The organism is Desertibaculum subflavum, from assembly GCA_003576705.1.
In the GTDB taxonomy this organism is placed as follows: Bacteria; Pseudomonadota; Alphaproteobacteria; order Ferrovibrionales; family Ferrovibrionaceae; genus Desertibaculum; species Desertibaculum subflavum.
In genome coordinates this window covers 32938-54723 of sequence record QOZS01000015.1, presented here as the reverse complement: position 1 = coordinate 54723, position 21786 = coordinate 32938, and the positions used below count along the sequence as shown (strand labels likewise).

The 21786-nt window shown below is 63.3% G+C and carries 19 protein-coding genes; 7 read left to right on the top strand and 12 right to left on the bottom strand.

Features of this window, described 5'->3' with window-relative positions; translation table 11 throughout:
• Positions 1-5: 5 nt before the first annotated feature.
• Entirely contained in the window at positions 6-2318 is a 2313-nt protein-coding gene (locus DT074_RS10010) for a 4Fe-4S binding protein (protein WP_162914784.1), read from the bottom strand.
• A gap of 244 nt (positions 2319-2562) precedes the next feature.
• On the opposite strand from DT074_RS10010, the gene DT074_RS10005 reads away from it, so the two are divergent.
• Positions 2563-3429, top strand: coding sequence for a ferritin family protein (locus tag DT074_RS10005; protein WP_162914783.1), 867 nt, complete (start codon positions 2563-2565; stop codon positions 3427-3429).
• A gap of 50 nt (positions 3430-3479) precedes the next feature.
• Here DT074_RS10005 and DT074_RS10000 read toward each other — a convergent pair whose 3' ends face one another.
• On the bottom strand, positions 3480-3935 hold the full coding sequence (locus DT074_RS10000) for a pseudoazurin (protein ID WP_119419699.1): 456 nt from the start codon (positions 3933-3935) through the stop codon (positions 3480-3482).
• A 144-nt stretch (positions 3936-4079) separates the two neighbouring features.
• On the opposite strand from DT074_RS10000, the gene DT074_RS09995 reads away from it, so the two are divergent.
• Positions 4080-4778: a Crp/Fnr family transcriptional regulator gene (locus DT074_RS09995; RefSeq protein ID WP_119419698.1), complete on the top strand. Its 699-nt coding sequence runs from the start codon at positions 4080-4082 to the stop codon at positions 4776-4778.
• Here the strand turns inward: DT074_RS09995 and DT074_RS09990 are convergent.
• Positions 4750-4965, bottom strand: coding sequence for a DUF1858 domain-containing protein (locus tag DT074_RS09990; protein ID WP_119419697.1), 216 nt, complete (start codon positions 4963-4965; stop codon positions 4750-4752). The two genes, DT074_RS09995 and DT074_RS09990, sit on opposite strands and share 29 nt — an antisense overlap.
• A gap of 138 nt (positions 4966-5103) precedes the next feature.
• Between DT074_RS09990 and DT074_RS09985 the strand changes: the two genes are divergently transcribed.
• From DT074_RS09985 to DT074_RS28000, 4 genes are all read left to right on the top strand, one after another.
• A complete protein-coding gene (locus DT074_RS09985; RefSeq protein WP_119419696.1) occupies positions 5104-6081 on the top strand; it encodes a diacylglycerol/lipid kinase family protein in 978 nt (325 codons plus the stop codon).
• A gap of 63 nt (positions 6082-6144) precedes the next feature.
• Entirely contained in the window at positions 6145-6468 is a 324-nt protein-coding gene (locus DT074_RS09980) for a metal-sulfur cluster assembly factor (protein WP_119419695.1), read from the top strand.
• A gap of 26 nt (positions 6469-6494) precedes the next feature.
• Entirely contained in the window at positions 6495-7652 is a 1158-nt protein-coding gene (locus DT074_RS09975; RefSeq protein ID WP_497746120.1) for a DUF8744 domain-containing protein, read from the top strand.
• Positions 7564-8136, top strand: coding sequence for a bacteriohemerythrin (locus DT074_RS28000; RefSeq protein WP_368744575.1), 573 nt, complete (start codon positions 7564-7566; stop codon positions 8134-8136). Before DT074_RS09975 ends, DT074_RS28000 begins: the two co-directional genes overlap by 89 nt.
• Before the next feature lie 447 nt (positions 8137-8583).
• Here the strand turns inward: DT074_RS28000 and DT074_RS09965 are convergent, their stop codons facing one another.
• From DT074_RS09965 to DT074_RS09925, 9 genes are all read right to left on the bottom strand, one after another.
• The gene (locus DT074_RS09965) at positions 8584-8931 is read right to left on the bottom strand and encodes a DUF4286 family protein (RefSeq protein ID WP_162914781.1); all 348 of its coding nucleotides are present in this window, start codon (positions 8929-8931) and stop codon (positions 8584-8586) included.
• Positions 8932-8998: 67 nt separating this feature from the next.
• Complete coding sequence (locus DT074_RS09960) at positions 8999-10207, bottom strand: RWP-RK domain-containing protein (RefSeq protein ID WP_119419692.1); 1209 nt, start codon at positions 10205-10207, stop codon at positions 8999-9001.
• A 388-nt stretch (positions 10208-10595) separates the two neighbouring features.
• A complete protein-coding gene (locus DT074_RS09955) occupies positions 10596-10928 on the bottom strand; it encodes a DUF4286 family protein (RefSeq protein ID WP_162914780.1) in 333 nt (110 codons plus the stop codon).
• A 184-nt stretch (positions 10929-11112) separates the two neighbouring features.
• On the bottom strand, positions 11113-12654 hold the full coding sequence (locus tag DT074_RS09950) for a trypsin-like peptidase domain-containing protein (RefSeq protein ID WP_162914779.1): 1542 nt from the start codon (positions 12652-12654) through the stop codon (positions 11113-11115).
• 18 nt (positions 12655-12672) lie between these two features.
• Positions 12673-13158 carry a hypothetical protein gene (locus tag DT074_RS09945; protein ID WP_119419689.1) on the bottom strand — a complete coding sequence of 162 codons (486 nt, stop codon included), beginning with the start codon at positions 13156-13158 and terminating at the stop codon, positions 12673-12675.
• Between the two features lie 73 nt (positions 13159-13231).
• Positions 13232-15130 carry a DNA recombination protein RmuC gene (locus DT074_RS09940; RefSeq protein WP_368744574.1) on the bottom strand — a complete coding sequence of 633 codons (1899 nt, stop codon included), beginning with the start codon at positions 15128-15130 and terminating at the stop codon, positions 13232-13234.
• 701 nt (positions 15131-15831) lie between these two features.
• Positions 15832-17490, bottom strand: a complete 1659-nt coding sequence (locus DT074_RS09935) for a recombinase family protein (RefSeq protein WP_119419688.1) — start codon at positions 17488-17490, stop codon at positions 15832-15834.
• Positions 17487-17921 carry a DUF2924 domain-containing protein gene (locus tag DT074_RS09930; protein ID WP_162914778.1) on the bottom strand — a complete coding sequence of 145 codons (435 nt, stop codon included), beginning with the start codon at positions 17919-17921 and terminating at the stop codon, positions 17487-17489. The genes DT074_RS09935 and DT074_RS09930 overlap by 4 nt, the downstream gene beginning before the upstream one ends.
• Before the next feature lie 165 nt (positions 17922-18086).
• Positions 18087-18671 carry a DUF3489 domain-containing protein gene (locus DT074_RS09925; RefSeq protein WP_119419686.1) on the bottom strand — a complete coding sequence of 195 codons (585 nt, stop codon included), beginning with the start codon at positions 18669-18671 and terminating at the stop codon, positions 18087-18089.
• Between the two features lie 809 nt (positions 18672-19480).
• On the opposite strand from DT074_RS09925, the gene DT074_RS09920 reads away from it, so the two are divergent.
• Positions 19481-21466 (top strand): ATP-dependent nuclease, encoded by a 1986-nt coding sequence (locus DT074_RS09920; RefSeq protein ID WP_162914777.1) that lies wholly within the window; start codon positions 19481-19483, stop codon positions 21464-21466.
• Positions 21467-21786: the final 320 nt, after the last annotated feature.

Here is a 21786-nt window from a genome sequence, read left to right as displayed (position 1 = left end):
TTCGCTCAGGTAGTGCCCGGAGAATCCGACGCGGGAGATTGAGCCGCCGGATTGCCGGGAGCACGGGTGATTGGCTTCGGCGAGGTTGCACCGCCCGGGCGCATCGACGGCGAGGCGAGCGCCTCGCGCCGCTCGCGCTTCAGCCGCACCTGGATCATGTGCGGGCAACGGTGGTCGTCGTGGTAGAGCTCCTGGCAGTGCATGCAGTAGATGCACTCGTTGACGTTGATCTGCCCTTCCGGGTGGATCGACTGGACCGGGCACTCCTTGGCGCAGCGCTGGCAGGGCGAACCGCATTCGGGCCAGCGCTTCAGCCACTCGAACATGCGGATGCGTCCGGGGATGGCGAGGGCGGCGCCAAGTGGGCAGAGGTAGCGGCAGAAGAAGCGTTCGATAAAGAGACCGACGACCAGTAGGCCGACCGCATAGAGCACGAATGGCCAGTCGCGCACGAACTTGAGGACGATCGCGGTCTTGAACGGCTCGACCTCCGCCATCACCTCCGCCGCGGCAACCGAATAGAGCGAGAGGCCGAACAGCCCAAGGAAGATGATGTACTTGATCGGCCAGAGCCGTTCGTGCAGTCCCCATGGGACTTTGATCTGTGGGACCTTGAGCCACTGGGCGACGTTATTGGTCAGCTCCTGCAACGCGCCGAACGGGCAGAGCCAGCCGCAGAACGGCCCCCGTCCCCAGAACAGCAGCGCCGCCGCGATGGCGGTCCACAGAATGAAGATGAGGGGTGCAGCGAGGAAGAACTCCCAGTTGAAGTCGGTGATCAGCGCGCTGGTGAAGGTGACGACATTGACGACCGAGAGCTGGGCATTTGCGTACCAGCCGAGCCAGACCAGTGTGAAAGTCAGGAAGGCGCGCCTGATCCAGGTGTAGAGAACCGGGCGCCGCACCAGTGTGTCCTGGAAGAAGAAGATGGCCGTCAGGACCAGGAGAGCGATGGCGGTGATGACGATGGCGACGGCATTGTCCCGCCAGATCCGCATCCAGAGCGGTTGGTCCAGCCCGTCCATCGCGCTTGCCGACGGTGCAGCCGCTCCGGCAGTGGCAGGCGAAGAAATCGGAGCAGATGGTGATTTGGCTGGTGGCGCCTGGACCAGGTATCTGTGTGGCAAGGTGTAGCCGAGCTCCATGGTGATCAGGGCCTTGTCGCGGGCGCCGATGCTGCGCTGGACGAAGAGCTGAAGTTGCCAAGACTCGGTCGGGTCGAGAGTGAACTCGTCGGGTACCACGAAGAGCGCGATCTCCGGCAGATCAGGCGCGCCTTCGGCCGCCAGCGCGCCGAGCCGCGTGTGGTTGCGGTCGCGGAAGCGCGTGCCAGCGCCGTCCTGCAGCAGCTCGATCCGGTCGAAGATGCCGCCGCGAACGTAGCCGGAGCCCTTGAACGAGTAGGCTCCTTCGCCGGCGACCACGATCGCCTGTTGGCCCGGCTTCAGCTGCTGGCGCAGCCGCTCGTAGCGCTCGTCGCCCAGAAGGCTCCGCCCGATAGTCGGCACGCTGACCGGTGCGACATAAAGGTCGATGAACAGGTCGTCCGGGTTGTCGGTCTCCGGATTCTGCGCTGCCGCCTCGTGGCCCGCGCGGGCAAAGGCCTGGCTGATCTCCCCGACGCTCAAGGTGAGCCGCCGCACCGAGCCGTCACCGAGGAGGCTCGCCCAGTCGCGCACCTCGCTCTGCGCCATGTCCACCGACTTCGCGGTGCCGGGCTGCGAGCCCGTATCCCGTCCGACGGCGACGCCGGTCAAGCGCCCGCTTCGAATCAGACGGACAGCGCCCCGCACGATGCTGTCGCCCATCACGAGCACGGTCACGGTGGCGCCACTGACGATCTCGACCTGGGGCGCTCGCGAGGCTCCGTGGGCAACGGGTGCAAGTTCGCTGCCGATCAGCTTGTTGACGACATCCACAACCCGCTGCTCCGGGATGCCGACGAGAACAATCGGCTCCTTGTGATCGACCAGCTTGATGCCGGTGATCATTCCCTTGAGGTCGATGCCAACCAGGATCTGGATCGGCTTGCCCGAATAGCCGACGGCGTTGGCGAAATCCGAGTTCAGAAAGACATAGCCGACACGTTCACCGCCTCGGATGGCGGGGACGAGCGGAGGATCGCCCTCTGCGGGACCAAAGTTATCGGCACCGGGTAGGAGTTCGGCCGGTGCGGCTTTGCCCACGAACTCCTGCACGCGCCCTGCGGCATTCGCGACACGCGCCTGCGACAACAACACGACGAAAGTCAATGCGAAGGGCAACAAAAGACAAATCCGCCACGACATCCGCCGCTGCCGGGGTTGTGCATGGAGCATGCGCCATCCTCGTCAGGTCGAGATCATTTAGACCCTACGAGTTCGTCGGTTGGTTGCAACAGCTTTGAGCCGCAGCTGTGAGGATTATGGTTGAGACGAGCAGGCTCGATGCGACAGATCATGGCTCTTTCCATCTGATCGGGGCCCATTCTCGATATCGGATCAGATCTGCTCTTTGCGCTGGAGCAATGTCCGACCAAGCTTTTAGTTTCAGGGTCATGTGGCGCAGCGGTCAGAGGAGCAGATGTCACTTCTCAGAACCGAGCCCCCGGAAGCGGTCCGTTCGCTGGAAGAGCTCTTCGCGATCGCGCACGGGATGGAGCAGGAAGCCCAGCATCGGTACGAAGCGCTGGCCCAGAAGGTACGGGCTGAGGGAGTCCCGAAGCTCGCCGAGCTGTTCGAGTGGCTCGCGCGAGCAGAGAGGTCCCATGTCGAGCATGTCGATCGCTGGTGCGCCGATCGGCGCGGCAAGCTGCCTGACGCCCGGGACATTCGATGGGATCTGCCGCAGACCTTCGACGATGAGACGGCCGGAGAGTTCGTTACCTCACAACTGGCGGATGCCTATCGTGTGCTTTCGATGGCCGTGCGCAACGAGGAGCGCGCCTTCGCGCTGTGGACGTATATCGCGTCGCGCGCGGAGACTGAGGACATCCGGCAGGCCGCGGAAACCATGGCGCAGGAAGAGCTCGAGCATGTCGCCATCCTGCGGCGAGCGCGGCGGCAGGCGTACCACGCGCCGCGCTCCCAACTCGCGACGAACAGACCCCGCTCGCCAACCGAGGCCTTGACCTGGGCGGCCAGGCTTGAGCGCCAGCTCGCGGACCTGCTGGAAGACTGGGCGGGAACGCTGACCGGCGGGGCGCGTGAACGCGCCCTCGATCTGGCGGGACAGGCCCGTGTCGCCAGCCCGCGCTCGGCCATCAGCTCGCCCGACCTCAGGAACGCTGACAAGCGCGATATCTTGGCGATCGCCGAGGGCCTGGTTGAGACATATCTGGAAGTCGGCGAGCACTGCACCGACGAGACGGTGCTGGCAGAAGCGCAAGGCCTGGCGGAACAGGCTGTGGCGCGCCTCGCCCGGCTCCGGGGGGTGATCGACCGGAACTGATCGCAAGAAGCCCCCGCATATGCGGGGGCTTCGGTTCAGCGTCGCTGGCGCTACTTCGACGCGGTAACGGACGTCGCGAGCTTCTCAAACAGGCCCGCGAAGGTCGACTTCGCCTTGCCGGGGTGGCTCACCGCCTTGGCCTTCTCCAGGTTGGGCGCCTCGCCGACGGCCACGATGCCGACCATGCCCATGCCGTAATGGGGCTTGCACTTGAAGCCGTAGACGCCGGGCTTGTCGAAGGTGACGGTAAGCTCTTCGTTGAGCTTGCCGACAAAGGGGGTGGCGCCATCCGGGAGCATCGTCTGAATGCTCTCCGCATTATGGCTCTTGTCGGTCGGGACGAACTTGACGCTGTCGCCGGGCTTGACCCGGACCAGGGCGGGCTCGAACACCATCATGCCGGCGGCGCCCTTGTTCAGCATCTTGACCTCGACTTCGGCCGCTGTCGCGGCCGTCGCCACGCCCAAGGCGGCGACCAGGGCACCGAATAGGACCAACTTGCGCATCGTCTTCTCCTGCGAGCCTGCTTTGGGGGAACGAAGCCGGAGCTTCGAGGCTCATGACGGAGAGATAGGCCCTGTTGCGGCCGGAGAGTTTGCGCTGCAGCAAATTCGTGGAAGATTCGTGCCGCGGAAGCATGGGAGGCGTCGATGGCGAATGTGGACAGGTCCCAGGTCGCGGGCCTCCCGGTCTTTGCCGGCCTTGCGCCCGGGGAGCTTGACGAGCTTCTCAGAGAGGCGCGGACGGTCCGCTTTCCCAAGGGATCGACCGTCTTTTCGCAGGATGAGGAAGCGCATTCGTTCTTTGTTCTACTGAACGGCCATGTGCGCGCGGTCAAGCTCACGCCCGCCGGGCAGCAGATTGTCGTCCGTTATGTCGGCCCTGGGGAACTCTTCGGCATCGCCCCGGCAATCGGGAGCAGCACCTACCCGGCAACCGCCATTGCCGCATCCGAGAGCCTTGCCTTGGCCTGGCGGTCGGCGGCTTGGCCGAGGCTGATCGCGAGATATCCGTCGCTGGCAGGCACCGCCCTGCAGACCGTCGGTAGTCGGCTCCAGGAAGCGCATACGCGCGTGATCGAAATGACGACGGAACAGGTGGAGCAGCGCGTCGCGCGGGCGCTCCTCCGCCTTGCCCAGCAGGCGGGCAAGAAGGTGGACGAAGGCGTGCAGATCGATTTTCCGATCACGCGGCAGGACGTTGCCGAGATGATCGGGACCACGCTTCACACGGTCAGCCGCATCCTCAGTGCCTGGGAGGATCAGGGCTTGGTCGAGGGTGGCCGTCAGCGCATCGTGATCCGCGACCCTCACAAGCTCGTCATGCTGGCTGAGAAGCCTTCCGAATGACCGCCGCCTCCAGGGCGCTCACGAATTCCGCCTGATTGGCGCCGTGCTCCAGGCACGCAGTGGTCACGCTGTGAAAGCTGGCGATCGGGCATCCGACGCAATGCATCCGCCAATCCAGGAACACCCGGATCGTCTCCGGCCATCGCCGCATGACCTCGTCCACGGTTTGATCGGGTTCAATGGACATCGATCTGCTCCTTGCCCGGCCAGGATGGGCCATTCAACCGGAGGAACGTTGGTGCGGCGCAAACTCCAGGCAGTTTGTCCAGGGTCAAAGTGAACCGCGGCACGGCAGGCATGCTCCGGGCATCGAAGAGGTGCTGCCTTGTTCCATTATCATCCGCGACCCGTCCGGGCGGCGGTCGTCACCAATCCAGCCGCGGGTCGCAATCGCCAGGATCCGGCGATCGAGCGCGCGCTGGCGCGCCACCCAGGCATCCCTCGACTGGTCTATAGGGGCGGCGGCGAACTCGGAGCCGAGGTCGCCTCACTGGCGGCGCAGGGCGCAACGGACCTGATCGTTGACGGCGGCGACGGAACCGTGTCCGCCGTCACCTCGGCCGTCCTGCGCCTTCCGCCCAATGTCGCGCGCCCAAGGCTGGTGCTGCTGCCATCCGGGACCACGAACCTGGTCGCCTTGCGGCTCGGCGTGACCACCGCGCGGGTCCATGCGATCGACCGCATCCTCAAGACACCGGCCGAAGCCTTGCGCGCCAGCACAGTCTGGCAATCGCCGTTGCAGATCGAGCGCGAAGGCGAGAGCGAGGTCCTGCACGGCTTCCTGTTCGGTGCGGCGGCGTTCCTCGACGGGACGTTGCTCACGCGTCGACGCGTCAACGCGATCGGGTTGACGCGTCAACTCGGTATCGTCGGGGGCATCGCCGCCAACGTGTTTCACGCCACCTGCGGGCGCGGCCGCACAGCTTTCCTGGGCGGCGCGCCGATCACAGTGCAGGTCGACGGGTCGCTGCTCCCCGGCGATCGCCAGTTTCTGCTCCTGCTGACGGCGCTCGACCGGTTGCTGCCGTGGCTGTCGCCTTTCTGGGGCGACGGCGATGGTCTGATCCGATGGCTGAACGTGGGCGCGCCTGCATCCGGGTTGATCCGGGCGCTGCCACGGGTGCTGCGCGGCAGGCCTGCCCCCTGGATGGAAGCGTCCGGCTACCGCAGCGGACGCGCGGGCCGCATCAAACTCAGGACGCATCGCCCTTTCGTGCTGGATGGCGAAGTGGTGCAGCCAGGGCCCATGGGCTGCGTGACCGTGCGACCGGGACCCCCGATCGCCTTCCTCCGACTCAGCTGACAAAAGTGCATGTATTTGCTCCGGGCCAAAGAAGCTGAGCCCGGACCACGCTGAAATGGGCTCATGGGCAAGACACCGAACTCATCTGACGTTCTCGACCCTGAGATCCTGGATGCCCTCCAAGGCGTGACCGACCCGGAAGTCGGACTCAGCATCGTTGATCTTGGGCTCGTCTACCGCGCCGCACGGTCACCTGAGGGCATCGAGCTGTCGCTGACGATGACTACCCGATCCTGCCCGCTCGGCGAGCTGCTACTCGACGAGGCGCGCGATGCGTTGGTCAATCGCTACGGCGCCACGACGCAAATCGTCGCGGGTCTCGTGTGGGAGCCGCCCTGGCACCCTGATCGGATAAGCGACCGCGGCCGCGCCATGTTGCGCGGCTAGCCGGGAGAGGAACGAGGGCAAACCCTATGTATGGGACAATACTGTCGAGAGCACGTTCGCTCGGACACGGCCTCGGAGGTCGCCTGGCGCTCATGGCGCTCGGCGGGATGGCGCTGATGAGCGGCCTTCTCGGCGGGATGACCCGGCTCGGATGGCCGCTATCTACCGGTTCGCTGGCCGAGCTGCACGGGCCGCTCCTCATATCGGGCATGTTCGGCACCCTGATCGGACTGGAGCGAGCCATTGCACTCGGGCGGCCTTGGGCGTTCGCTTGCCCCGCCGCTGCCGGGCTCGGAACGCTCGCCTTGCTGGCGGGGCTTCCATTGGTGGCGGGCGCCGCGCTTTATGTGATTGCCGCAGTAGTGTTGGTCGCTGCTTCCGTCGTCGTCGCACGGTCCCAGCCGACCGTGTTTCACGGCGCGATGATACTGGGCGCCATCGCCTGGCTCGCCGGCAACGTGTTTTGGCTCTCCGGCCAGTCGGTGCCTGAGATTGTGGGTTGGTGGCTTGCCTTCCCGATTCTGACCGTCGCGGGCGAGCGACTGGAGCTGAGCAGGGTTTTGATTCCAACACGACGAGCCGAGTGGGTGTTCCTCCTCGGGGCCGGTCTTCTGCTTGCGGGTGCGCAGAATGCGCTGGTTGCGGCAGACGGTGCCGTACTTTTCGGCACGGGTCTCGTCCTCCTGACCAGCTGGCTGCTCCCTCACGACATTGCCCGCCGGAATGTTCGACAACGGCGCGAGACTCGCTTCTTCGCTGTCTGCATGCTGTGCGGCTATGGCTGGCTCGGTGGGGCGGGACTGCTCTTGCTCCTATCGGCAAACCGATCGGTTGGCTTGCCCTACGACGTCGCGATCCACGCGGTGTTGATCGGCTTCGCGCTCTCGATGGTGTTTGGTCACGCGCTCATCATCCTGCCTGCGATCACGCGGCGTCGGATTCAATACCACGGTGCTGTGTATGTACCGCTGCTGCTGCTTCAGACGGGAACGCTCATGCGCGTTTGCGGCGGGCTGGTCGGGCATGAGGTTGCTCGGCTCTGGAGCGGCCCCGTCGTCCTGCTCGCAATCGCAGGTCTGGCAGCCGTTGTATTTGATGGGGCACGCAAATCGGGTCGCAGGCGAGCGCAGCTTTGGAGTGGTCAAGATGGACTCGAGAACGAACCGGCTCCTTCAAAGGGATGACACCCAATTTGGGGGTCGCCCTGATGAGGCGAGCAACCTGAAGCCGATAGGTTGGCTCAAGAGCCTTGAAACGGGAAACGTGAAGATCGACAGCGAGCATCGGGCGCTGGTGGCGCAATGTGACGCGCTCTCCCGGTTCGTGACCGATCTGCCCCCTCAGGGCTTCGGCATCGCCGTGGCCGAACTGAAATCCGCGATGGCAAGCCATTTTGTCAGCGAGGCAAAAGTGCTCCTGTCAACCGGTTTCGAGCGCGTGCATGCACGCAGGCGCGAGCACAAGAAGATTCTGGCTCAGATGGAGGAGCTTCTTGTCAAAGCTGAGCGCGCGAAGAATATGGCGGAGCACACCGAAATTGTGCGTGCCATCCGGAATCTCCTTATCGAGACGATGATCCGGCACGATCTCGATTTCAAATCCCACCTGGAGTTCGTCGCGGAGTACCCGCTTGTTGCGGCAAGAGGCCGGAGACGAAATCAAGCCTAGTGACTCACGCGGTTGGCCTGAGGACACGCGCCCGAAAAGCACGGCCGGCCCGCCGCGTCCGAAACCGTGCTGCCTTCCACGATTCCCTGTTTGGTTGGAGAAATGGCGATCGCCTCCCTGATATCGACAGAAAAATCTCTGGACAGTTCCCTGCGAAGCGAACAGGGAATCAGGCCGAGAGCGTGGTTCGCTCCAGACTGCGCCCACCGCCAACCTAACTCGTTGACACACAAGGCACTTTTCGAATTCCGGAGGAGCCGGAATTGGTGCGAAATTCCGGTCCCTTAGCGACCGCTTGACGCGGCGGAGAGGCCTTTCGGCGGCAGAGAGAGAATGATGCGGCGCTGCAATTCCGCACGTTCTCCGTTCGCGACTGTTCCGGTCCCCTTGTGGTCTCGATCAGCCGCGCGAGGAAGTCGCAGCACGGCACTCGCAAGTGGGGGTCATTCAACGTGAGTCTGACGCGTCCTGGCCCAATGCGACGACCACGCGGGTCTGCGATCGCACATTCGGGGTGAAGCGACCCCAGCCTCGCATCGCGGTGAACTCCGGTGTCGATACAGCCAGGGGCGACGCCAACCGATAGATGGTCGTATAGAGCGTCTTGCCGAGCGCGCGGCGCTCTCCTCGGTCGGACTCGCTGATGGATCCGTTCGAGACAAAGCGCCGCCCGCTCAACACGCCGGGACAGCGGAGCGCATCCGGCAGATGCACCTCATCGTACCAGCGGTTCCAGTCAGCCTCGACTTCCGGGTCGACTTCGGCTGTGACGATCAACAAGCAGTTCCCATCCATCGGCGCCACCTCCTGCCTGCCTGCAATATAACGAGGTCCGGCAGCCAGCGGGGTGACGCTCCCCACCTCAATCCGTCTCGAACGCGCCCTCATGAGCGAGCCTGGCTTCAATCGAGTCTGGCACCGAGGCCTGCCGCAACTTCTCCAGCCGCTCTCTGGTCCACATGATGAGGCGTGCGACACGCTCAGGCCTCTCGTCGCCTTTGAGCGATCCCTCGAGGGCCGCGAGATAACCTTCGAAGCGAACGATCTGCTCGTGCTCGGACATCAGCTTGTCGAGCATCGCGCGCCGCTTCCGCTCGATCTCGGCCCGCCTCTCCGCTTCCACGCGGCGGCGCTCGGCCTCCTCGCGTGCCAGTCGCCTCCGCTCATCTGCGGCGCGGTTCTCGCGCTTGGCCACCGCGATGGCAGCAATGGTGGACAGGATGGTGGGGATCGACTTGGCGACGTCGCGCCTCTTGCTGTCGGAAAAGACCCGTCTGATCACCGGGCCCCAATATTCGTTCTCGGTTCGGATCCGGACCTCCTCGAGGCGGATGGAGAGGCGCCCCTGAAACCGCTCCTCCCACTTGGGGATGTGCGGCCGTCCCCAGTCGCTCACATAGCCATAGCGCTTGCGATCGGCTTCGCGCTTGGCTTCCCATTTCGCCAACGCGGCAAGTTCCGCTGCGGTGGGAACATGCTCGATCCGATCGACAGCCTCGACCAGTTCAAAGGTGACCGTATCGCCATCAACGTGCCATGCGGCGGCTTCCTTCGCTGCCTCCAGCGTCAGCCCCGCCGCACGAGCCGCGCCGACCAGCAGCTTCAGCAATCGTTCGGCTTTCTGAGCAGATTCAGGACGGACAGCCACACTGATCAGCCCCTTGCCATCGACCTTCGCTATGCCGGTGCGATCCGGTTTGGCTCTGGCCAGCTGGACCAGGGTGCGCTCCAGGATCGGGTCTTTGGTCTCGGCGGGCGTCTCACTCTGCCGCTCGGCAAGCTCTTGGACTCGTGCGCGGGAAGCTGACACCGCCTCGCTTTCGAATATCTCGGCGCCTTCGCGAATGAAAATGGTGCCCGATGATCCCTCGTCCTTCGGCAGTGGCGTGTTGCTCACCGGCTTGCCATGGGCCTTCTTCGCCCAGTAACCGAGAGGAGGCGTCGGGACATTGTGTTTGCGGCAGATCTTGTGAAGAGCGACGTCGGACAGGCCGAAATCCTTCGCCAGCCGCGTTATGGGCTTGTCCCAGACAAGGGCGTGGAGCTCCTCGCGTGTCAGTCTTTTCGCCATGTTACGAGCGTCCGAATGCGATGGTCGCGATCTCGGCGATCATGCCTTGGAGCCAGAACATGGCCACGGCAGTAGCAAACAGCGCCCGACAACGCATCATTCCAGCGCGATTGTATGATGATACTGAGAATTCGAATCCTTTCCTGCCCGCCAACCTAACCCATTGACACACAAGGACTTTTTCGAATTTCGGAGAAGCCGGAATTGGTGCGAAATTCCGGTCCCTTAGCGACCGCTTGACGCGGCGGAGACGCCTTTCGGCGGCAGAGAGAGAATGATGCGGCGCTGCCATTCCGCACATTCTCCGTTCGCGACTGTTCCGGTCCCCTTGTGGTCTCGATCCGCCGCGCGAGGGAGCCGAAGCACGGCACTCGCAAGTGATGGTCATTCAACGTGAGTCTGACGCGTCCTGGCCCAATGCGACGACCACGCGGCTCCGCGATCGCACATTCGGGGTGAAGCGACCCCAGCCTCGCATCGCAGTGAACTCTGGTGTCGATACAGCCGCGGGCGACGCCAACCGGTAGATGGTCGTATAGAGCGTCTTGCCGAGCGCGCGGCGCTCTCCTCGGTCGGACTCGCTGATCGCTCCATTCGAGACAAAGCGACGCTCGGCCAACACGCCGGGACAGCGGAGTGCATCCGGCAGATGCATCTCATCGTACCAGCGGTTCCAGTCAGCCTCGATCTCCGGATCGACTTCGGCTGTGACGATCAGCAAGCAGTTCCCATCCATCGGCATCGCCTCCTGCTGACCTGCAATATAGTGAGGCCCGGCTGTAAGCGGGGTGACGCTCCCCAACCTCAATCCGTCTCGAACGCGCCTTCATGCGCGAGCCTGCAGCCGCAACACCGCCGCAGTCACGACCTCAGTTCGCGACTGTTCCAGTCCTTCGGTCGCCCGATCAATCTCGCCAGTATTCGTCAGCGGCTATGGCAAAGTTCAGCGCCTGCCCATCGCGGATGCGGAATGTAGTTATACCAATCAGTTTGCCCTCACCATCAAATAGACCGCCGCCGGAAGATCCGGACGAAATTGGCGCGCTCGACTGAAGGTACGTCACTCCGGCTCTCGCCCTTACCCCGGAGACGATTCCTTCGCCGATAGTCAGTTCCAAACCACTTGGCGCACCGACTGTGTAGGCCCGTTCGCCGATCTGAACGCTCTTGCTGGACCTGATGAACCGTATCGGCAGGAGTGTGAGCGTCTTGGCTCTTAGTATGCAGCGGTCAGTATCAGGTGAGCTGCTGACCAGGCTTGCAGTGTCAATCGCATCGCCTTGCACTAGCACCAAGACGGCTCGTCCATCGAGCACATGGCAGTTCGTAAGTAGCAGCCGTCCTGACACGGCGACAGCCGAGCCTTGTGCCAAATTTCGAACGGCTTGGACGTCCGCGATTGTTTTCCCAGCTATGACCGTCCAGATGCTTCCTTTGACGGCGGCAAACACGCGCTGCGCCCCTTGATCCGTAGACCCTTCGGACGTGAGCACCCTGCTCTTCATCGCTGCCCACTTTGCAGGCGACGGTGCTGGGGTTATCGATGGGGCCCTTTCCGTTTCGGCAGTCGCGGCACTGCGTGCACTTGCTCGATGCTGGCCCACTGCCGCTTCGAGCGCCTCGAGTGTTGCCGCTGACAAATGGCCATCAGCAGGCACAATCCCTTTGTCCGATTGAAACCGGACGAGTGCAGAATATGTCCGGCGGCCCCATTGCCCATCGACCGGACCTGGATCGTAGCCGAGTTCGCTGAGCGCGCGTTGGGCCTTTGCGACTTCGGCACTGCCAGCGGCTGGCATGGAAGTAGGGCCAGGTCGGTCAATTTTCCTATCTCCGCGCGGCTCTTGTCGCACGCTTCCGAGGGCGGCGACTTGTCTGTCGAGGCAGCTGTAATAGGCAGCGGGCCCGCTGTACTTGCTCAGCGAGCATGCGGACAAGATCATGTCACGCTCTTCCTTGGACAGCCGAGACAGCTGTTCCGTCGGCGCAAGGGGGTTCTTTTGGAGCGCCGCAATCTGTCTGTCGAGACAGCTATGATAAGCGGCCGGCCCGCTGTACTTGCTCAGAGAGCACGCGGACAAGATCAGATCGCGCTCTTCTTTAGACAATCGGGAGAGCTGATCCGTCGGCGGGTTGGGGCTCTTTTGGAGCGCCGCAATCTGTCTGTCGAGGCAGCTGTAATAGGCAGCAGGCCCGCTGTACTTGCTCAGCGAGCATGCGGATAAGATCATATCCCGCTGCTCTTTCGGCAGCCGAGACACTGCATCCATTTCCGATTGCGACCTGGCGTCGCCAAGTCCCGAGCATGCGAGCAAAAAGGCGACAGCAGTCGGCAACGCTCGTGGCTTCATTCCCTGCCCCACGCCAAGGTCGTCTCGCATGACCACACGGGCACGCTCACCCGGCCAGCCCGAAGGCATTCCAACCTGATTGAATTCTACCGGCAAGGTTGTCCGCGGCGAATTCTACTCGTTCTCGATCTTCTCCAACTCCGCCCAGAACTCTTTAAATATCTCAGTTCGCACTGCGCGCTCTATCGTGGTGCCCCGCTGATTGTCCGGGTGATACAATCGCGCAAATGCTTTTTTCGCCTTCTCGAATCGGGCGGTTGCGTTGCTCTCATACCCTCGATTGGCCTCGAGGTCCGCAATGAGTGCCCGAAGCTTATCCCGCTCCGCGACGGCAATTCGGCCCTTCCTTCGAAGCTCCGCGTTTTCAGCCTTTAGCAGGTGAAGATCCTTCGGATCAGCTGAGGCAGTCTCGGAAGGGGGGATAGGCACAACTCGAGAGCCCCCCATCACGCGATCGTGCAAAGCGCGAACGTATTCTGCGTCCTCTTGCGGAAGCCTGCCGGCGAGCAGCTGTTTCTTGAACTCCAGCAGGTCGTCACGCGTGTCGGCCAAAATTTCAGTATCGAGGAGCTCTCGAATCTTTTGGTCGAGATCGTCCATTGCACCCTCAAATCAGCGGCGCAGCTGCCCAGCCCCGACCACTTTGCCGGCTCCCATGTGGTCGATGGTGTCACTACGCCGTTGAGGCCGCTTCCTCTTCGACGTCGGCCAGTGCCGGCCCGTTGGCATCGAACCCGAGCAAAGCCTGCGCTGCCTCGTCCGGAAGGGTTTCGACATCACGCAGCTTCCGATTCATTGTTCGCGTGCGAGTGCCCAGTGTCTCGACGGATTTCGCTGCCGTGTTGAGCTGCTTCGCGATGCGGTCGACGACCTCATTGTATCTGCCAAATTCGCTGCGTACCGCACCAAGGACCTGCCACACTTCGCTGGAACGCTTTTCGATCGCGACCGAGCGGAAACCCATCTGAAGCGCATTCAGAAACGCCGTCAGGGTAGTCGGGCCGGTGAGCGACACATGGTACTCACGCTGCAGGAACTCGAAGAGCCCAGGCCGGCGCAGCACCTCCGCGTAGAGTCCTTCGGTCGGCAGGAAGAGGATGGCGAAATCCGTTGTGCGCGGCGGATGGATGTACTTCTCCCGGATGGTCTTGGCGAAGATCTTCACCCGAGCCTCAAGCGATTTGCCTGCGTCTGCCACCGCCTCCGCGTCACCGAGGTGGGAGGCCGCAACCAGACGCTCGTAGTCCTCCTGCGGGAACTTCGCATCGATAGGTAGCAGCACTTCGTGATCGGTCTCGCGGCCGGGCAGCTTGACGGCAAACTCGACGCGCTCGGCGCTACCTTCCTGCACGACCGCGTTCTTGATCAGCTGCTCCGGTGAGAGGAACTGTTCGAGCAGCATGGCGAGCTGGATTTCACCGAGTGCGCCCCGCACGCTGACATTGGAAAGCACCTTCTTCAGATCACCCACGCCAGTCGCCAGCGTCTGCATTTCACCGATGCCCTTGTGGACACGCTCGAGCTGCTCGACGACGCGGTTGAAGGATTCGCCCAACCGCTGCTCAAGCGTGGATTGCAGCTTCTCGTCGACGGTCCGGCGCATTTCGTCGAGCTTGGCTGAGTTCTCGTTGCGCAAGGTATCGAGGCGCCCTTCGACAGTCAGGCGGAGCGCCTCCTGACCCTTCTCGTGCTTCTCGGTGAGCGTCCGTAGCTCTTGGCCGACGATGTCCAACCGTTCCTTCTGCTGGGCGCCGATCTGATGCAGCGCTGCCGTCATGTTTGTGCCAAGCAACTGCAGGCTCGCTGTTAGCTCCACGCGTAGCGCTTCCGCGCTCTTCGCGTTGGCTTCCAGCATCTCGCCCAGCCGTGACGCGAGCGTGCGCTGCATAGCTTCATGGCGTTGCTCAGCCGCCGTTCCGAAGTCGGCAAGATTCTTCTGCAGGGCGTCGCTGATCTCCTTCGAACGGGCTTCGATCGTCACCAGGCTCTCACCAAGCCGACCGGCAAAAGTCTCGAACTGTTCGGTCTGCAGAGTTCGTTGTTCGCCTGCGGCCTTCAAGAGAGCATCGCTAAGGCGTTGCACGCTCCCAGAGACCTCTTCGCGAAGATCCTTGGCGGCAGCCGCCTGCTTGCTCGCAGCCTCGTCGAGCCTGGTATCGATTGCTTGCCGCAAGGCGTCGCGATTCCGTGTGGCCTCTTCGCCCATCTGCTTGAGATCGGCATCGAGCTTGCCGGCGATAGCCACGGCGCGGCCATCGATCGTCTGCAGGCCGGCATCGAGTCGTTCTCCGAACGCCCGCGTCTGCGTACCCAATGACTGCGCGAGCTCGCCGAAGACCTTGAGCGTGGTCTCCTGGAAGCCACGCTGGTTGTCGCCGAGTTCCTGTCGCACAGCGCGCGCCTGTTCATCGCTCGATTGTCGTGCGCGATCGAACTCGGTGCGCAGCAGGTCCGCTGCCTCTTCCCGGCTCAACCCTGTCCCGCTTCGGCCTGAACGCAGGAATGCGAGGAAAGAGAAGAGCGCCGCCGCTGCGGCTGGCAGCAATATCGCGAAGTAGATCCAATCAAGCACCGATGGTCCTCCCCCTGGAGCCAGCATCGTGCCACCAAATGCCATCAATGCGTGCAGGTCTTCGTGATTTAAAGTTTGAAGCGCCCCTCCAGCTTGGATTTCCCAAAAATAATGCCGCAATTTCAAAGGCTTGCAAGCGATGATGCTGATGGTTGGAATTTGATGCTCTCCGCCACTCTTAAGTCATTGATATCCGACGCAATTGCCTCGGTGGCACCACGCTGCAATGGCGCCGACATTTCCGCAGGTTGGTCAGAACAGCGCGGCGCAGCCGCCGGCTTCCGGACTGGAAGAGAGAATGATGCGGCGCTCTGAACTCGCACTTTCTCCGTTCGCCACTTCACTGGTCCCGTTTCCGGAGCCGTCCCGGCGCGACGGCGTTCCGGCAAGACCTCTTCTCGCGTCCTGGCGACCGTGACCTCGAGGACTCCAAAGGCAATCGGCCGATCCTGTTCTACCTGTTCGCCGAGCCGAACCGATGGGACGGTGGCGCGGGCGAGCCGGTATCGCCGAACGATGTCGAAGCGCACCGGTCCGAGATCGCGCGCTTCGCGAAGCGTATCGCCGGCGACGAGGTCGTGTTCCAGGCTTGCGACTATCGGACGCTGCTTGCCTCTTGGAAAAGCCCCGACGCGGCGGTAGCAGGACACGCCGGGGCGATTCTGAAGCGGTTCGACGTGTAGCGCGGGATCGGTGCCGGTTCAGTTGAAGCCGAGCAGCCGTCGCTGCCCGGGCCAGTCGAGCGGCAGCTCCATCCGGGTGACGCGATCCGCCGTGAGGTCCAGGGGCTGCCTGCCGTCGAGGATGGCGGCAACGATGTCCGGGGCCAGGAATGCCATATCGAGGAGCCGGCGGACGTAGTGGTGCGACACGCCATCGGCGGCGGCGATGTCGGACATGGTCGGCCGGTCCGGCGCCATCATCCGCCGGAACCAGTCGTGACCACGCACGATGGCGCGGATCAGGCTGAGGTCCGGCGCCGGCCGCCGGCTGCCGTCATCGGCGTGCAGGATGAAGCGCAGTTCCACACCACGGGCCTTGAGCTTCGCGGGAACAACGATCGCGTGATCGCCTTCGGCCGCGGGGATCCTGGTGCCGGCCTCGCCAAGCGAATCGACCAGTGCCGCACGCACGACCTCGATGCGCACGGCGTCCTCGGTAATGGCGACGCGGCCGATCATCGATCGGAGGGTACGATGTCCCTCACGCGGCTCCGCCGCAATCTGCTCGGCGACGGCGGCGCCGGCCTCGATGATGGCACGCATGGCAGCCGAACTGCCGTGGTCGACTTGCATGGCTTCGATCAGCTGTCGCGGCGACTTGAGCAGCCGCAGGGTCGCCTCGACGACAAGATCCTCGATCTCCTGCGCCGGGATCCGGCGTAGACGCGGACGGCGACCCGTGTGGGCTGCGCCGACCGGACCGCGCTCGACGTAGTAGCGATACCGCCGGCCCGATCGGACGGCATGGCTGGGCGTGAAGCCCAATCCGCGCTCCCCGAAGAGCTTGCCGGCCAGCAGGCTCGGCTCCTTCGCCCTCGTGCCGTCCCGCCGCTCGATACGGTTGGTCTCAAGCCGGGCCTGGGCGGCATCCCATGTCGGCTTGTCGATGATCGCCGGATGCAGGCCGGGGTAGCGCGTACCCTTGTGCGAGATCTCCCCGATATAGACCGGGTTCTTCAGCAGGTGGTAGAGGGCGCCCCGATGGAGGGTATTGCCGCTGCGGCTGGTGATGCCGCGATTGCGGGCCTCCGCCACGAGGCCATCGACATTGCCGATCTCCAGGTAGAGCCGGAATAGGGTGCGGACCGTCTCGGCATCGCCCGGAAGAATCTCGAGGGTGCGATCCTTGGGCACGTAGCCGAGCGGCGTGGTCCCGCCCATCCACATGCCCTTCCGCTTGGACGCGGCGATCTTGTCCCGGATCCGCTCGCCGGTGACCTCGCGCTCGAACTGGGCAAAGGAGAGCAGCATGTTCAGCGTCAGCCGCCCCATGGAGGAGGTGGTGTTGAACTGCTGGGTCACCGAGACGAACGAGACCTTTCGCGCATCGAAGGAGTCGACGATGCGGGCGAAGTCGGAGAGCGATCGGGTCAGCCGGTCGACCTTGTAGACCACCACCACGTCGACCCGGCCCGTATTGATCTCGACCAGTAGCCGCTGCAGGGCGGGCCGCTCCATGCTGCCGCCCGAATAGCCGCCATCGTCGAACCGGTCGGGAAGGGTGGCCCAACCCTCATGGCGCTGGCTCCGGACATAGGCTTCGCAGGCCTCCCGCTGCGCATCGAGGGAGTTGAACGCCTGCTCCAGGCCTTCCTCGCTGCTCTTGCGGGTGTAGATGGCGCAGCGGACGCGGCTCACGGTGCCCGCCCCCGATCGAGACCGAAGAAGGCCGGGCCGGACCAGCGGGTGCCGGTGATCTGGCGGGCGATGCCGGAGAGCGAGCGGTGGACCTTGCCCCGATACAGGAAGCCCGCGTCGGTGACCGTCACCGTATGGGTCTCGCCCTGCCACTCCCGGATCAGGCGGGTGCCGGCCTTGGTCGCCGGGCGGGGCGCGACATCGATCTCGCTGCCGCCACGCAGGGCCTCGGCAAGCTTGCCGAGGCGGCTCGCCATCGCTGCATCCGGCCCACCGGCGGCGTTTTCCTGCAGCCGGTGGGCCACGGCTCGGGTGAGCAGGCCCCTGCGGATATGCTTCGGCGGATCCTGTCCATAGAGCACATGGAACCGATCCGTCAGTTTCGATATCGACTGCTCGGCGAGACTGTCGAAGTCGAGGTCAGGCGTCACGGTCGGGCCCCTTCGAATCTGCCGTTCCATCGGAGTCGGGCTGGTACCCGAGCTCCTGATCCGGCGGTGGCTTCGCTCTCGCCGTCCGTTCCCGATCGCAGAGCGCCTGCTCGTAGCTGCGCAGCGGCCGGCGCAGGTACGGGCTGACGAAGGGCTCCGTCGCCATCACGACGCCGCCTCCACATCCGCGCGCTGGCCAACGGTGATCCGGTAGACGCGGCCGCGGCCCTCGACCTTGTGCGAGGTCACGGTCAGTCCGAGCTTCTTTTTCAGGGTGCCGCTGATGGCGCCGCGCACCGAGTGGGCCTGCCAGCCGGTCGCCTCGACGATCTCTGCCAGGGTGGCACCGGCTTCGCCCCGCAGGAGGGTCACGACCCGCGCGATCTTGGTGCCGGCGGCAGCGGCCGCCGGAGCATCTCCGGGCTTGGGCGCCTGATCCTCGCTCGCGGCCCCGTCAGCGGCTTCGTTCGCGCCGCTGGGCGACGGTGCCGGCTCCCCGGACACCTCCGCCCCGATGGCGCGGCGGCCGGCATCGGTGATGACCAGGGTGGGCTCGGTCCGATCGTCGAGCGGCGCGTCGGGATCGCGTGGCAGCGCCCTGATCAGGCGGTTGCGCTTGAGCGCGTCGATCAGCTTGGTCAGGGCCCCGCCGCGGGCCTTGATCGACTTCGGCAGCGGCAGGATCGCGCCATTGCCACGTTGCGCTGCGGCAGAGAGGATGACGAGCTGGGTATCGCTGAGTTTGGCCATCGTGGCCTCCGTTGGTGTCGGCACCGCGACGATCGCGATGCTTGCACCACCCCGAGCCCCGCCGGCGCGCCGGTCGGGGCGAGGGGCCGGAGGCGGCCGTCCTTCGTTCAACGACGACAGCAATGCTTCCTTTGGCGCGGAAGGCCAGTGGAATCTCGAGGGTGTTCGAGTGGAAGGCGGGTGTCCGAAAAGGCACCAGCGCGGCCCAGTATGTCGGTGTGACGGAGCTATCGGCCGGTGTCGCGAGGGCCCGAGCAGCTAGCAGGCGACGTGGCGTCGGCGACCGCTTCGCGCCAGTAGCGGATGTCCAGAAATCCACCGATATCCGTACATAAATTGGCGACCGATCGAAGCCAGGATTTCCGCGAACACGTCAGGCCAATTTCGGAGGGAATCTCTGTACAGGCTTAGAGCCAGATCGTGCAGCGATTGGCGACCGGGGGGCGACGCATCGGCACGCGGTGAATTACCGCCTCTCTGCCCTCCGGTCCTGTCGCGCGCCTCCAAGAGTTGGATCTCGAGCTGTTCAATCTGGATTAGGAACTCACGCGCTTGGCGCGACTTGGTCAGGTTGGAGCGCGTTGGGTCCTTCGAACGAGCGCATCGGCCGCCACCTCCCCCCGGCGAAGCGGGGCGCGCAGTAATAGCGATGTCTCCGTGCAGGTTGACCGACACCGCCAGTGGCTCGCCGGGCCACTGTACGGTCACGCGCTTGCCTCGCCCGCAATGCCGGCAAAGTCCGTTACCGTTGATTGCAATCGCCGGCGGTGATAGGGCTGAACGCCATAAGGCCGGCCCAGGGGGGTGCCGTGTTAATCAAATCCATCGGCATCAAAAATTTCAGGTCTAATAGAAATGTTTCCATTGAATTTGGAAGACTGACAAGAATTATCGGCGCGAATGGGGTGGGAAAATCGACAATTCTCAAGGCCTTAGAGCTATTTTATGCGCCAGGAAACATAAACATTACGCGGGACGATTTTTTTGATATTAGCGAGTCAGATGAAATAGAGGTCGCTATTACGTTCACAGAGTTTTCTGATGGCGAGCGAGAGAATTTCGGCTCCCGAATTGCGGCCAACGGCACGATGACTGTAACCAGGATCTTCTCCTTAAGTGGGGGGAGATCGAACGGCCGCTACTTCGGAATGACGTTGCGGAATCCGGAGTTTACCGAAATTCGGAGCCGGACCGGTCGAGAGAAGACCGGCGCGTATAACGATCTAGTTGCATCCGGTCGGTACGACGGGTTGGCGCGTGTAACTCGGATCGACCAGGTTGAACCTGCGCTGGCGGCATGGGAAGCCACCAACCCGACCCGCTGTGAGCTTGGGCGCGACGACGGCCAGTTCTTCGGATTTGTAAACGTGGGCCAAGGCAAGCTGACCGATGCGACCAGATTCGTTTATGTGCCCGCAGTGCGAGATGCGACCGATGATGTAGCGGACCGCAACTCAGCGATCGCTACGTTGCTGGATCTGGTGGTTAGATCTGCAATCGAGGCACGACCCGAGGTGCGCCAATTCAGGGCGACGGTAGAGGCTGATTTCCAACGACTTATGGACCCCGGAAATCTCACTGAGCTTGGAGGGCTAGCTACCGGGCTTACTAGCGCGCTGAGAGCGTTCTACGCCGAGGCCGCCGTGTTGCTGAATTGGCGGGATATACCGCCGCTAAACATTCCGCTTCCCGCAGCAGAAATTCGATTGGACGACGATGGCATCCAGACCCCCGTCGACCGGACGGGCCACGGGTTGCAGCGGGCGCTGATCCTTACGTTGCTTCAATACCTGGCAATGGCGACAGAGCGTTCGCCTGACCGCACCTCGCAGGGAGCCGACGCCGCTCCTACGGAGGAGGTGCCGACGATGATCCCTGGTCTGATCCTGGCGATCGAAGAGCCGGAGCTCTATCAACACCCAACTAAGCAGCGACACTTTGCGCGCGTGTTGGAACGGTTGTCGGCAGGACAGCTCCCTGGTGTCGCAGCGAAGACGCAAGTGGTCTTTACAACGCACTCTCCGCTGTTCGTCTCGTTGGATAAGTTCGAAGAGATATGTCTCATTCGCCGTTGGCGACCTGATCCAGAGCGGCCTCGGGAGGCGCTATCTAGTCGATCTAGCCTCGGTGCCATTGCGGGCCGGCTCGCGCAGGCGAATAGCATCGCTCCGGGTCTTTGGACGCGCGAGACGCTGCTGCCCAGACTGCACGTAATTGATGTTTCGGTTGCTGAGGGCTTCTTCGCCTCGGTTGCGTGCTTGGTAGAGGGACCTAGCGATCGGGCAGCGTTGCTTGCCGCGGCTTCGATGAAGGACGTTGATCTAGAGGCCCACGAGATCGCGGTGATTGTTGTTGATGGGAAGGGGAACTTGGACAAGCCGTTGGAAATCTTTCGATCGCTCGGCATAAAGACTTTTACGGTGTGGGATTGCGATGGTGCGCGACAACCGGCAGGGCTGCGTCAAAATCAAGCGCTGCAGCGATTGGAGGGCGTTGGAGTCGCGGACATTGCTGACCACTGCTCACGTATCACGTCGAGTTACGCGTGCTTTGATGTGAATCTAGAGACCACAGTGAAGGCCGAAATAGATGCAGAACTGTGGGATCGACACCTGGATGCATTGAAGACGGAATTTGGCGTCGCTTCGCGTGATGATGCTCAGAAAGTGCCCGCAATCATGCGTGAGCTGCTAGCGCGCTGCGCGAATGAGGGAGGCACTAGTGCGACGCTGTCGACGATCATCGATGCGTTGCTTGCTTTGCGACAGGAACTTGCGCCTGCGGAGCCTCAGTGACGTCAACGGAGGGCAAATCAGTGGATGCATACTCATTGCTTCGCCAAGCCATACTCCGCCGGCAACAGGTGATCGCCGAGTATCAGCGTTTCCCGCGCGAATTCTGTCCGCATGCACTGGGCCGTGACGACAAGGGACGCCAAATGGTTATGGCGTTTCAGTTCGGCGGAAGCGGCAGCAAGGGGTTGGCGGCGGGCGGAGAATGGCGGTGCTTCGAAGTTGCCAAGCTCCAAGCTGTCAGCGTTGTGGACGGCGAATGGCACACCAGCAGGGACCATTCCCGCGCCAATCGCTGTGTAACCCGGGTGGACGTTGAGGTG